At 39.3% G+C, this 15,038-nt stretch carries 4 protein-coding genes; 3 read left to right on the top strand and 1 reads right to left on the bottom strand.

Annotation, left to right across the window (positions count from 1 at the left end):
• Window positions 1-247: 247 nt before the first annotated feature.
• The 3 genes from I6U49_RS08390 to I6U49_RS17285 all read left to right on the top strand — a co-directional run bounded on the left by I6U49_RS08390 (window position 248) and on the right by I6U49_RS17285 (window position 11,583).
• Window positions 248-10,210, top strand: a complete 9,963-nt coding sequence (locus tag I6U49_RS08390; protein ID WP_198628323.1) for an Ig-like domain-containing protein — start codon at window positions 248-250, stop codon at window positions 10,208-10,210.
• A gap of 40 nt (window positions 10,211-10,250) precedes the next feature.
• Complete coding sequence (locus I6U49_RS08395; RefSeq protein ID WP_198628324.1) at window positions 10,251-11,201, top strand: PorP/SprF family type IX secretion system membrane protein; 951 nt, start codon at window positions 10,251-10,253, stop codon at window positions 11,199-11,201.
• 226 nt (window positions 11,202-11,427) lie between these two features.
• Window positions 11,428-11,583 carry a transposase gene (locus I6U49_RS17285; protein WP_198628390.1) on the top strand — a complete coding sequence of 52 codons (156 nt, stop codon included), beginning with the start codon at window positions 11,428-11,430 and terminating at the stop codon, window positions 11,581-11,583.
• A 318-nt stretch (window positions 11,584-11,901) separates the two neighbouring features.
• On the opposite strand, the gene I6U49_RS08405 is transcribed toward I6U49_RS17285, so the two are convergent.
• Window positions 11,902-15,036: a glycoside hydrolase family 2 TIM barrel-domain containing protein gene (locus tag I6U49_RS08405; protein ID WP_198628325.1), complete on the bottom strand. Its 3,135-nt coding sequence runs from the start codon at window positions 15,034-15,036 to the stop codon at window positions 11,902-11,904.
• Window positions 15,037-15,038: the final 2 nt, after the last annotated feature.

A 15,038-nucleotide genomic window follows, 5' to 3' on the forward strand; every position in this document is an offset into this window, starting at 1 on the left:
GAATAAAATATGTTTTAGAAAGTGTTAAAGTCTATCCATGGCGCTTTATCTAATTAGAAACGACCTATGGAGTTTACTGTTTGCTCTTATACCAAAATCTGGGCTATTAGCTTTCATTTGTTGATGGTGATTAGCAGTCAATCCAATTTCCAGAAATCAATTTTTGCTCAAACTAAGGTGTACAGGTGCTGCTGTAACTCTATAAGTTTAATAAAGCCCTTCGCTTCTAACTCAAGAAACCTTGCCTATGAAAACTAATTACTATTCTAACTTGAAAACGAAATGTATTAGGAAATATTACTTAATAATATTATCTCTTTTAGTTTTTGCTACCTCAACTGTTTATGGGCAGGATAAAGAAAGAAAATATGCTAGTAACCAGGAAGTACGAACAACCGATCTTTTAGGGGTTGGAGGAAGTGTTACGGACGCTGGAAATGCAGTTAGCGGTAATCTAAGAGACCATTCTACTTTGAGAGTAGGTGTAGGTCTTCTGGGAGCTTTTTATGCACGACAATACCTCGATTTTGGAGAGACAATAGAAGCAGGAACTCCGGTTACCATCAAGTTTTCAGTTCCGGTTTCTGCTGTGGGGGTGGCTGAAAATTTTAGTATTCAACCTTATACAAATTTAAGAGAAGAAGGGTTTTTGGCTGAGTACTGGACTGCTGATGCGGCAGGAAGTGCATATACCGGGGCTAATTTATTAACGCTGTTAGGCGGTATCGGTACTCACGAGATAACAATTACTCCTGAAGAAGATTTTGAAGGGGTATGGGTAAACCTTTCTTCAGCATTAAGTCTGGCGATGAAGATGGAAGTGTATCACGCTTATATTGAAGAAGATGCTGCAGAACCCTATACATGCGTTGAAAAGAACACACCTCTTGATGTCCTCTCAGGAATTGATGCCGGTGGCTTGGATTTGGCTGGGTCTCTTGGTGCTGTAACAAATCCTTATAATGTAATTGATGATCCCGATGAATATAGTATGATGTCTGTAGTGGTTGGTGCCCTTAATTCTGCTTATCATACTACTTTATTCCAATCGCCATCACAAGAAAACCAGAGTGTTCGAATTGTATTGGAGCAGCCCGGAAGCTTACTGGATCTAAGCCTGCTTTCAGGATTTAGTATTCAACCTATGCTAGGAAATCAGGAAGTGGGAAGTCCTATTGCGGGTGATTCTAGTTTACTAATTGCCAGATTACTTTCCGGAACTCAAAAATATGAACTGGCATTTCCTGTAGAAGGTTCATTTGATCGGATTAAAATTGAATTAAATAATACCGTAAGTGCCCTGCAAAATATACGTCTTTACGAGGTTAGCCGACTTCCAAGGGTAAACCTTCTGGAAGAGCCTGAGCTCACGGAAAATCTTACCGCCTGTGGACAGGTTAATTTATTATCTACTATTTCCAATTATGAGCCCGATTTTTATACTTATCGTTTTTATGACCAGGCTACTGGCGGAGCTGAAATGGAAGCACCTGTGGTTGCAACATCTGGCACTTATTATATAGAAGCTGAAGATAATGTAACCGGATGCTTGTCGGATCGTGTAGCTGTGAACGCTACAGTAAATGAAAAACCTGAAATTAGTTTTGGAGGCTCGCCGACTTCCTACCAGATAGCACCCGGAGAAAGTGTAACATTTCCTACTGCCACCGGTTCCAATATTCAATGGTATGATGACGAAGGAAATGAAATGGCTTCAACTCCCGGAACGGTTATTTTTGAAAATAGCGGCGCTTATGAATATAGGGTAGATGCTACCAGTGCACAGGGTTGTGTAACTACAGAATTTGTAACGGTAATAGTTTCCTCAGATTGTCCCCCGGCTTATCCGCTTAGTTATAATACCGGCCAGGAATTTGAATTAAGTGAACTACCACTTTTAGGAACTCAGTTAGGTGTAATTCAAGATGAAGAAAATGCAGCAGATAAAGATCTATCTACCTATAGTACGCTTACTGAGCCACTTAATTTACTGGGGATTACCGGAGAAACTTCTCAAACCTTAGATTTTGGCCAAAGGTTAAACGCAGGGGAAAAGGTTACCGTTAAACTTGCTAAAGATTATGGGTTGGCCTCTGTAATAGGAGGGGTGTTTGTGGTTGCTGTAGATAGTGAAGGAAACGAAATAGGACCCAGGCGTGCTGCCGATCCTAATCTTGCGGCAGTGGTCAATGGTTTAAATGTTTTTGAGTATTCATTTATTCCCACCGATAATAATGGAGTGGCTACAGAATTTTCAGGAGTAAAAGTAATACTTGCCTCAGTATTAAATGTAGTACAATCAGTAAGAATTTATGATGCCTTTTATACAAGTCCGCAACAAGATTTTGTTTGCAGTGGGCAAGATGTTTTAGATGTTTATGGCGGTTATGAAACTATTCTTTTAGAAGCCGATGTTGCTACAGGTTTAATCTCAACTACTAATGAGCAAAATGCGGTTGATAATGATTTAGGAACTTATGCTCAACTCAATAATGCAGTAGCAGTGAATGCCTACAACAAACTGGTTGTTAATTATGAAACACCGGCTATAGTTGGTGATACCTTAGATATTGTGTTTGGTCACGAAGGTTCGTTGTTAGATGCCAATGTACTTGGAGCGTTAAGGGTTCAGCGTTATCTCGACGGAGTGCCTGTAGAAGCCCCGATAATTGTAGGAACTTCTCTGTTAACGCTTCGTTTGCTATCAGGAGACGGATTAGCTGTAGCCTCTTTACCAGTTAATGTGCCTTTCGATAAAGTAAAAATCACCTATGGAGGAGTGGCAAATGCTCTTGAGCAATTCAATATACATGAGGTTAGAAAAAGGGCGGCGACCCAGTTGCCGGGTGGTGAAGGAGAATTAAATGAAGTTGCTCTATGTGAGGGTGAGGAGCTTAGCCTGGATGGGTTGCCAACCGATTGTGATACTTCTTATATATTATATGATACTGAGTATGGTGGCTCTCAAGTTCAACCTGAAGATATTGCCACCTATGAAGGCGGGGAACATACGCTATGGATACAACCCGTGCGTAATGGATGCCAATCCCTGGCTCGTGGGGTGTTAACCTTGGATATTACCGGTACTCCCGATGCTCCCGAGGTCGTATCTGATCAAATTTGGGTAGGTGTTCAGGGCACAGCAAGTTTAGAAGTACAAAATCCCGATGTGAATTTAACCTATAACTGGTACGATTCGGCAGATAACTTGCTTGCTGAAGATACAGATACTTATGAGGCAAGCAACATTAATTCAGATGTTATAATTTATGTAGAGACCGTAGCCGGAGAGGAGTGTGCTTCAGCTAATCTTACCGAGATTCATTTGCAATTGTTACCGAAACCTATAATTGACCCGGAAACATTAACAGTAAAGCAGGGAGATTCCGATAATTTGATTACAACCAATGCGCCCGATGGTACCGAGGTACTTTGGTTTGATGAAGCCGGTGACCAGGTTAATATCGATACCAATAATCCTGCATATAGTATCCCTGGCGACCTTTCCCCGGGAAGCTATACCTACACATCACAAATTAGGGATCCTGAAACAGGAGCCGTCTCAGAAGAAACTTCAGTGGAAGTAACTGTTTTAGATAACCTTTCTCCACCTACAGTTACTCCACCTTCAGCTACATATACCGAAGGTTATACTGAAACTTTTACGGCAAGTCATGACAATCCTGATGTAAGCTTTACGTGGTATGATGAAAATGATAATGAAGTGGCTACAACACCTGAATTTACAACTCCAGATGATTTGCCTGTTGGAGATTATACATATACCGTTACCGCTTATGATGAAACTACAGATAGGGTTTCAACAGCAATTGAGGTTCCGGTTACTGTAGAACCTTTATTGCCACCAACAGTTGATCCTTCTTCAGCTGCTTATCCGGAAGGGGAAACAGAAACTTTTATGGCAAGCCATGATAATGCAGAGGTTACTTTCACCTGGTACGATGCTGATAATAATGTTGTAGCTACAACCTCAGAATACACAACTCCATCTAATCTTGAAGTTGGAGATCATATTTATACTGTTACAGCAACCGATCCAAATACAGGAATAGAATCAGATCCTGCACAAGTTGATATTACAGTAATTCCACAGGGCGATTTATTGCCTCCTGATGTTAATCCTGAAATGGCTGTTATTCTGGAAGGAGAAACAGCAGATTTTACAGCTAGTAGTGAAAACACTGAACCTGTTGAGTATGTTTGGTATGATGAATCGGGTAATGAAGTTTTCGTAGGGGAAAACTTTACCACACCCAATGATCTACCTGTAGGAGAGCATACTTATGAGGTTAGATCCAGGGATGAGGATAATCCTAATCGGGAGTCGATTCCAACTACTATTGTAGTAGAAGTACAGGCCCAAATGCTACCTCCGGAGGTAACACCTATGGCAGCTACAATTACAATAGGACAAACAGCAAGTTTTAAGGCTGACAGTGAGAATCCTGAACCTGTTGAGTATGTTTGGTATGATTCGGGTGAGGAAATTGTCGTAGGGGATAATTTCACTACACCAGATGACCTGCCAATAGGAGAACACACCTTTCAGGTTACCTCACGCCATCCTGAAAATGAGGAAAACGAATCCGATCCTGTGGAAATCACTGTAGTCGTAGAACCATTGTCCCCGCCTGAAGTAGTTCCTTCAGAAGCTACTATTACCGAAGGACAAACAGCGGACTTTTCGGCCAATAGTGAGAATCCAGGTCCTGTGGAATATGTTTGGTATGATGAATCGGGTGATGAAGTTTTCGTAGGGGAAAACTTCACCACACCCGATAATCTACAGGTAGGAGAACATACCTATGAGGTTACTTCTCGAAATCCTGAGTTCCCCAACGATCCTAATTATGAATCTGATGCGGTTTCAATTACGGTAACTGTAAACAGGTCACTCACTCCACCGAATGTTGAGCCTTCAGAAGTGACAATAACGGAAGGTGAAACCACCACTTTTACAGCAAGTACCGATTATGAAGATGTAGAGTTTGTATGGTTTGATCAAGAGGGTAAAGAAATATTGGTAGGAGATGACCAATACACTACCCCTGAAGATCTTCCAGTAGGAAACTATACCTATGAGGTTATTATAAGGGAGACTACAAACCCCGATATAGTTTCTGAGCCTACTACCGTACAGTTAAACATAGTTGCTCCTTCTGATCTAGAGGATTGTACCCTTGCCAATGCACAAAGCAACGGAACAACCCCAATATGTGTGCTTTGTGAGGTCGAAGATCCCGAATTGGCTGTTGATGGCAATATAAATACCTATTCCAGGTTTGTTGCGCCGGCTTCAGTTACGGGAAGAGTATGGCAAGAATTAATTTTCCCTAATGGAGGACAGGCTGGTGATACAATTACTATCTACGTTGGTTCAGCAAGTTCTCTTGCAGATGTCAACCTACTTGGTGGCTTAAGTGTAGAGAGTTATAATGATAACAATGCCAATAACGATGGAGGAGCAATTGGTGATGCCACTATTGATTTAGAAGTATTGACTGGGGAAACCCGTGGCGAAATTTCTTTTGTGGCCGGCGGAGATTTTGACCGGGTTCTCCTGGAATACCAACCTCTTTTGGGAGTACTTGACAGTGGCTGGCAGATATACCAGGCTGAGGTAAGCTATCAGAAACCAACATCATTGCCTGAAGTTATGGAAGTATGCCTTGGGGAATCAGCTACATTAGAAGCTACCCCTGCAGAAGGAACTACAATACGTTGGTATGATGCAGAAGTTGGCGGAGAACTACTTTCTGAAGAAAATAGCTATACTACCCATACTTTCGAAAGCGCTGGTGAACAAGTTTATTATATCGCCGTAATATATAATGGTTGTGAAGATGTTAATAGAATTCTGGTTAGTGTTGAAGTTCTTGATGCCCCGGGTGCAGATGAGGTAATAGTTGATGCCGGAGGCGGTAATTATTGTGAAGGTGAAGTAGCCACACTAACGGCTACAGCTAATGGACTTTCTAATCCTATATTTAACTGGTATTTTGATGAAAATAAAGAAAATCCAGTCACCGATGCTGATGGGATAACTTATGATATTATCAATGAAAATCTTGAAATTAGTGGTTTATCTGTTGGTGAACATACCTACTATGTTAGTGTTAAAGATGGTGTAGACGGCTGTGAGAGTATAGCTGGTGATCTTGCCGAAGTAACAGTAACTGTGAATGCCAGTGCGACTGCTACAGATATACAAACAAGTGATGTCGTAATATGTTTTGGTGAAACTGCCGAATTGGAAGCTTCCAGTTCCACTATCAATAATCCTGTCTTTAACTGGTATAATAACGAAGCTCTTTTAGGAGAGCCTGTATTTACGGGAGCTACTTTGGAGCAAGCTGACCTTACTGCGGGAAGTTATACCTACTATATTACTGTACAGAATGACGACATCTGTGAAAATACTGCAGAGGAAGCTGTGGCAGCCACCATAGTAGTAGAGCACCAAATTACTTCTGATGATATAGAATTACCCGAAAGTCTTAGTCAGTGTGTTGGTTCAACTGTAATGTTGAATGCAGGTACTGATATTGATGTAGAAAATCCCGTATTCACCTGGTATTTTGATGCTGAGGGCAACCAGCAGATCAGTGATGGAACTGAAGTAGATGGTGTTTCTTACTCAGTAAATAATGGAGAAATGACCGTGGATGGCCTAACAGGTTCAATGAATTATTATGTAAGTCTGGAAGGGGATAATGTTTGTGGAAATGTAGCCGAAGACCTTGCCATGGTAGAAATAAACGTGAGCGATGACCTGGAAGCTCCTGAAGTGATTTCCTCCGAAGTTTCAGTTTGTACTGGAGAAAATACTATTTTATCTATTCTGAATCCCCAGGATAATCTTACCTACAATTGGTATACCGAAGCGTCTGGTGGATCTGTCGTGTATACAGGATCGGATTTTGAACTTACTAATGTAACCTCAGATGCTACTTATTTTGTAGAAGCTGTAGGTGATGCTGGCTGTGAGAGTGTAACCCGAACAGAAGTAACTATTACTGTAAAAGATTATGCTACTGCCGATGATATAAGTATAGAAGGAACTACGGAAATTTGCAATTCAGATAATCTCACCCTTGAGGCTATAGCTGACAATTCTATTTTAGATCCGATCTTCCAGTGGTATATGGATTCAAATAAAACAAATCCAATAAATGATGGAGATATTGGTGGTGATGTTTTATTCAATATAGGTGCTGACGGAATGCTAAATGTTTCCGGACTAAATGATGGTACTTATACCTACTATGTTAGTGTAAAAGAAGGAGAGGAAGGTTGTGAAAATATGGCCGGCGATCTGGCAGAAGTTACTGTTGAAGTCAACCCATCAGCGACAGCTGACGACCTTATGGTCAGTGATGCTGAAATTTGCCTTGGCGCAAGTATAACACTTACAGGGAGTAGTGAGGTTGAAAATGCTAGTTATCGATTCTATGCTGATGCAGATCTTACTACGGAATTGGAATCAACCGAAGTTAGCCCTGAAGTTACTACCACCTATTATGTAACGGTAAGCGGTGATGGCGTTTGTGAGAATGCCCCTGGAGATGCTGCGATGCTTACCATTGAAGTCAATGAGGCTGGCACGCCAAGCACTGATAATCCTGAACAGGTATTCTGTGAAACAAATGCAGCTACACTAGCTAACCTTGAAGTTAATGAGGAAAATGTGGTGTGGTATGCTGAAGCTGAAGGAGGAGAACCTTTAACAATGGACACCACTTTAGAAGCTGGAACTTATTACGCCGGTTTCGATCCTGAAGAAAGTTGTGAGAGTGCTGAACGTCTTGCAGTTACTGTAGAAATCACCCCATCGGCAACAAGTGATGATCCTGTTGTAAGTGATGCTGAAATTTGCCTTGGCGCAAGTATAGCACTTACAGCGAGTAGTGAGGTTGAAAATGCTAGTTATCGATTCTATGCTGATGCAGATCTTACTACGGAATTGGAATCAACCGAAGTTAGCCCTAAAGTTACGACCACCTATTATGTAACGGTAAGCGGTGATGGTGTTTGTGAAAATATGCCCGGTGAAGCCGCAATGATTACTATTGAAGTCAATGAAAGCGGAACCCCAACGACAGATAATCCTGAACAGGTATTCTGTGAAATAAATGCTGCTACGCTAGCTAACCTTGAAGTTAATGAGGAAAATGTAGTGTGGTATGCTGAAGCTGAAGGCGGAGAACCTTTAGCAATGAACACCACTTTAGAAGCTGGAATTTATTACGCCGGCTTCGATCCAGAACAAGGTTGTGAGAGTGCTGAACGTCTTGCAGTAAATGTAGAAATCAACCCATCGGCGACAAGTGATGATCTTATAGTAAGTGATGCTGAAATTTGCCTTGGTGCAAGTATAGCACTTACAGCGAGTAGTGAGGTTGAAAATGCAACTTATCGATTCTATGCTGATGCTGCTCTTACCACGGAATTGGAATCAACCGAAGTTAACCCTGAAGTTACCACCACTTATTATGCAACGGTAAGCGGTGATGGCGTTTGTGAGAATGCCCCAGGAGATGTAGCGATGCTTACCATTGAAGTCAATGAGGCTGGCACGCCAACCACTGCTGATCCGGTGCAAGAATTTTGTGCTGTAAGTAAGCCCCTGGTGGCAGACCTCGAAGTTAATGAGGAAAATGTAGTGTGGTACGCCGTAGCTGAAGGCGGAGAACCTCTCGAAATGAACACTGTTCTAGAGGCGGGTACGTATTATGCTGAATTTAATAATGATTTCTGTAATAATTCGGAAAGATTGGCCATAGAGGTAACTGTGAATGGAAGTGTTGCGACAGCGGATGATATCATGGTTGAAGATGCGGAGATTTGTATGGGGCAAAGCTATACATTATCGGCTTCAACTGATATAGCGGATGCAACACTTACTTTTTATAATGATGCAGGACTTACTTCGGAAATTGAAGACCTGGAAGTTATGCCTGAGGAAGAAACTACATATTATGTAACCGTACGCGGAGAAGGTGTTTGTGAAAATTCTCCCGGTAATGCCGCTACCATAACCGTATCGTTGAGAGACAGTGGTACACCAACTACTAATAATACCGAACAGACATTTTGTGAATCTGGAACTTACATTATTTCTGATCTTCAGGTTAACGAAAACAATGTGGTGTGGTACGCCGATGCCGAAGGAGAAAACTTGCTTCCAAATAACACACCTCTGGAAAATGAAACTACTTATTATGCTGGTTTCGATCCTGAATCGAGTTGTGAAACTGAAGAATTACTTGCAATTAATGTAAGCTTAAATGAAGATGATAATGGGTTTATTGAAGGTAATTCAGGAGAAGTATGCTATATGTGGGAGGAAACCTATACCACTGCATCAGGAATGGAAGATTACGTGTGGATGGTAGAAGGAGGTGAAATCATAGAAGGTGGTGGACTTGACGATGATTATGTATCAATTTCCTGGTATGAAGCAGAAGAAAATTACGTAAGCGTTTCCTATTTGGATGAAAGTAGTTGCTCTGGAGAAGTATTTGCCACGCTTGATGTGGAACTGTTAACCTGTTCAGATCTTAGTATTAGTAAAACGGTCGATAATGAAAATCCAAATATTGGCGATGAAATAACTTTTACTATAACCGTAAGTAACGTAGGTAATTATCCGTTCGAAGATATTCAGGTTAGCGATGACCTTCCATCAGGATATCGATATATAAGTTCTACAGCTACTTTTGGTTCTTATAGCAGTGTTTCAGGACGATGGAGTATTCCAGAACTTCCTGGTGATGAAACGGCAACAATTGAAATTATTGTAGAAGTATTGCCTGAAGGTGATTACAGAAATGTGGCTGTTTTGGAGGATTCATCGCCTACAGATCCAAATGATGATGGTAATGAGGATGTAGTGGAGGTTGCGCCAATTTGTTTAAGCGTATACAATGAATTTACTCCCAATGGTGATGGTTCTAACGATTATTTTAGAATTGACTGTATTGAGCAATACCCAGATAATAATTTGAAAATATATAATAGATATGGTGATATGGTTTTTGAAACCAGTGGGTACGAAAATGACTGGGATGGTACAGCAAATAAAGGACCTATTAGTCACGATAGATTACCTGTTGGAACCTATTTCTATGTACTGGAACTGGGAGGAAATAATACCGTTAAAAAAGGTTGGCTTTACCTTATGAGGTAATTCAAATTAAAAATATGCGCTGAATAAAAGATATACTATTATGAAAAACCTTTATAAGTTTAATAATTGCCACCTGTTTTGGGCTATACTGGTAATCTCAACATTTGCTAATTGTAACAAGTTAATAGCACAACAGGAAGCCAATTACACTCAATATATGTATAATACCATGGCATTGAACCCGGCATATACCGGTACGGTTCAGGGCCTACAGGCAAACCTTTTATATCGTAACCAATGGGTAGATGTAGAAGGAGCTCCTGAAATCCAGAATTTCGGTTTACACTCACCATTAAGGAATGAAAGAATAGGACTGGGATTCCATGTTATAAATGATAAAATAGGCCCTTCTAGCGAACTTGAAATTAATGGAGACTTTTCCTACAAATTAAAGACCAGTTATTCCTCCACCCTTGCACTTGGATTGAATGCAGGTGCAAGGGTATTAAATATTGATTGGAGTAAAGGAAGATTTTATGATCAAGATGATGTATTACTCAATGACAATATTAAAAATAGGTGGATGCCCTCTTTAGGAGCTGGTGCTTATTTCTATTCGGATAATTGGTATTTAGGATTGTCGGTTCCCAATTTTATTCGCTCCGATTATTACAGTGATGTTCAGGAAGCCGTACTATCAGATCGAATTCATTATTACGTAATTGGTGGTTATGTTTTTGATTTATCATCATCGTTAAAATTTAAACCTGCTTTCTTTTCTAGAATTGTAAGTGGTGCACCACTTTCAGTAGATATTTCGGCTAATTTCCTTTTAGAAGAATTTTTAAGCCTTGGGGCATCTTATCGATGGGATGATTCGGTAAGTTTTCTAGCAGGCTTTCAGATTTTTGATAGTTTCTTTTTAGGTTATTCCTTTGACTACACTACTAGCGATTTTAGAAAGTATAATAATGGAACCCATGAGGTCATTCTACGTTATACACTTTTAAATGATCCTGGCAAAATCAATTCGTCACCCCGTTTCTTTTAATCTAACCAAAATTAGAGGTAAATTATTAAGCTCGAAAAAGGGATCAAAACCCTTCAATTGCATGCAGAACTTTAGTACTGCGAGAAAATACATGTTTTTGAGATATAAATTATCAAATGAAGGGAAGACATATAGTGTTTTGATTTGTTGTAGTTAGGAGCATAAATGTGATTACAAGGTTCCTCGAGGAGATATTAAAACTGGTTATTGAAAATTCTTACCCGAAATTTGTGAAGCTAAAGGCGTAAATACTTTAAAAGGAGTAGTTCACTCAGATTATAACCGTATGCAGGTTGAATATAGACCATGGTTGAATGTTAGTAGGATCATGAAAAATCTGAAAAGAAGAACATCTCGAAAAAAATTGACAAGAGTTTCCTAACTCTAAGGGCGATATTAGGGTCAATATTTTTGAGCAAGTAGTTGTGAATTATGGAGTACAGAGGATATTACTGAGAAATGATGAATGGGTATTTGGAGCATTAACGAGGGTATATAGATGATAATTCTATCTTCATTTTAGATTAATAGAGGTTCTTTAGTCCCCAGTATAAATACACCTCTGCACTTTGTGGGCAGAGGTGTTTAGTCTTAAACAATTAGTTTGTATTAATAGTGAATTTAGACGACTAAGCTATTTTTAGGTTTCGGTTTCACTTTTCTATAATGGAGGGTACCTTTTAACCAACTAATTGTTGTTTTATTCTATCGAGCCTGGTTTTATAAGGAATTTATATGAATACTCTTGAACGGGAATGGTATATTGGGTGTGAACTGGTCTACCCCAGGAAGTGTCGCCACCAACTCCCATTTGTTTATAATCAATATTCAATCTTATAAAATTTTTGATTTCTATATCAGCACCGTGTTTAGAGCCTACCGGTACCAATCCTGACGCAGAAATAGCTCCTTTTTTACTTGGACTATAATCCAGTTGATCTATATCAAATGGCCAGGCACTTCCATTGAGCATGTTGTCTTTGCCAGAAATTTTTAATTCAAATTCATCAGTGCTTAAACTCATCCACCTTATCTCGGTTCTATTTCCCGTTTCTTGGGGTCTTGGATATCGGTGAAAAGTCTCTTCTACGGGTAAAGACCAAATACCCGTTTTCCCACTAAGTTTTCGGTCTGCATAGGTTTCATGAGGTCCCAACCCAAACCAATTAAACATTTTAAAATCTTTGGGAAGGATCATAGACACTCCAATTCTCGGGATTAAAGGAGCCTCTTTCTGCACATTTTTTAAATTATAATCTACTTGTAAATACCCTTGCTTATTCAATAAAAAATCTATTTCTATTTCTGCAATTGCATTTTTTGGAAAGTATTGAACAACATAGGAAATTCCTTGCGATGTCTTGACAGGTTTTCTAATTAATTTTACGCTGCTGGAGTCTGTTGCAACCTTCCAGGGCTTTGCCCATTCCTGCATATTGTTCCCCAAATCATTATCGGTCGGCGCACGCCAAAAGTTTGGTCTAATAGGATGTTTCGTGACTAAATTATCTTCAAATTTCCAGGAATGTATCTCCCCGGTTTCCTGTTGGATTTTTAGTATAGAGCGTCCCGCTTTTAGAATAAAAATATCATTTTCTGTGGATAAGGCTATTTTGTTATTCACATCCGTAGTTGCAGCGATAGGTGTAGAATAGTTAAGGTTAAACTCTTTAAACCCAATTTCATGAGCTGCTGGAATCAATTGATCTTTTGAATTTGTGAATAGTTTAAACCTAATAACATAATCCTCATTACTCCCAGTTCCTAAAGGGGAGGGTATTTTAAATGTTTTTTCTTTCTGGGGTGCAATAGAAAAATCGGTAATCGTATCTGTTTTAATAATTTCACCATTGACAATGTATTCGGAAGTTATATAATGACTATCTAATTTTTTAAAGAAATTCTTATTCGATACGATTACTTCATTTTCAGTTTCATTTAAAACAAAATCAATAGGCTGATACACTCTTTTCACCTCATTGAGATGTGGATGAGGGTGACGGTAAGGGTCAACCAGCCCGTTGTTTAAAAAATTCCCATCGGTAGGTAGATCAGGGTGAAAATCATATCCATAAGCTAAATAGGGTTTTCCATCTGGATATTTATATTCCAGGGATTGGTCTACCCAATCCCAAATAAAACCTCCCTGAAGCACCTCATATTTCTCGATAACATCCCAGTAATCCTGTAAATTCCCAACTGAATTTCCCATGGCATGAGCGTACTCTATCATTATCGCCGGTTTATTGGGATTGCTTTTCGCGTAGTCTTCCAAATGAGAAGCAGAAGGATACATTGGGCAATATATATCTGTATAATGCTCGGTTTTTGCCGGTTCGTACTGTACAGGTCTGGAGTCGTGTTCTTTTAGCCATGTATATGTAGTTTCGAATACTTTGCCGTGACCGGCCTCATTTCCTAAAGACCAAATAATTATAGAGGGATGATTTCTGTCTCTATAAAACATTCTTTTGGTTCTTTCCAAATGAGCGGGAATCCAGCTTTCCTCGTTGCCTAATTGTGTGTTTTCATCAATAGCCAGAGGATGACTTTCTATATTAGCTTCATCAATTACATAAAGCCCATATTTATCGCATAGGTCGTACCAGTAGGGATGATTGGGATAATGACTGCTTCTTACGGCATTTATATTATTTTGTTTCATCATGCTTATATCCTTTTCCATACTTTCTTTACTTACTACGTGGCCTGTAAAAGGATCGGTTTCGTGGCGATCTACTCCTTTAATATAAATCGGTTTTCCATTGACGAGTAATTGGTTTTCTTTTATTTCTACGGAACGGAAACCTATTTTTTTTGAAATAAATGAATCGGAAACATTATCGTCGGACTGTAAACCAAATTCCAGCGTGTAGAGGTTTGGAGTTTCGGCTGACCACCTCTTTACGTTTTTAAGCTCCTTTAAAAAGGTTTTTTTTACGGAATCATTTTTTTGGAGATAAATTTCTTCTGAATGCGAATAAACTGTTTTTGCATTTGGATCTTTGATTTTGATCCAAAATTTCCCATTCCGATTTTTTCTAGATGAATTTTTAATGAAGAAACTTCCCTTAAACTCCCCGTTTTGATAGTTGTTGTTGAGACCGGCTTTTATTCCAAAATCCTCAATAGCGACTTTAGGTTTACTATATAAATATACCTCGCGCTCTATACCACTCATTCTAAGCATATCCTGACTTTCCAGGTAACTGGCGTCAGTCCAACGCACCATCTGCAAGGCCAGGAGATTTTTTCCTTTTTTTATAAGTTTGGTGATATTAAATTCTGCAGGTGTTTTAGAACCTTCGGAATAGCCCACAAACTCTCCATTTAGATAAACTTCTATAGCTTTTGCAGCTGCAAAAAGTAGGATAATTTCTTGGTCTTTAATAAAGTCTTCGGAAATTTCAATTATTTTACGATAACTACCTACTGGATTATATTCATAAGGAATATCGGGCCAGGTTTCTTTGAAAGGGTAACGTTCGTCCAGGTAAATAGGATGACCATAACCCTGGGTTTCCCAATTTCCGGGAACTTTTATCTTGCCCCATCCCTCTGAATTAATTTGAGATTTGTAATAGTCTTTCGGTCGGTCGTTTAGAGATTTTACCCATTTAAAGTCCCAATCTCCATTAAGGGAAATGAATCTTTCAGAAAATTCCTTATTATTTTTTTGTGCTAAGACTTGGTTTTCAAAAGCGAAAAAATCTGCTCTTGGAGCTAGTTTGTTTATTTGAAAGATTTTATGGTCTTCATAAGGTCTTTTGTCCTGGGCAATAGTGTTTAAACCTATGAATAATAGGGATAGAAAAATATATATATGACTTTTCATTA

The organism is Salegentibacter maritimus (assembly GCF_016236915.1).
In the GTDB taxonomy this organism is placed as follows: Bacteria; Bacteroidota; Bacteroidia; order Flavobacteriales; family Flavobacteriaceae; genus Salegentibacter; species Salegentibacter maritimus.

Excerpts from the sequence above, each read along its gene's own strand:
- I6U49_RS08395 (WP_198628324.1), top strand. The coding sequence starts at position 10,251 with ATGAAAAACCTTTATAAGTTTAATAATTGCCACCTGTTTTGGGCTATA.
- I6U49_RS08405 (WP_198628325.1), bottom strand. The coding sequence starts at position 15,036 with ATGAAAAGTCATATATATATTTTTCTATCCCTATTATTCATAGGTTTA.
- I6U49_RS08390 (WP_198628323.1), top strand. The coding sequence starts at position 248 with ATGAAAACTAATTACTATTCTAACTTGAAAACGAAATGTATTAGGAAA.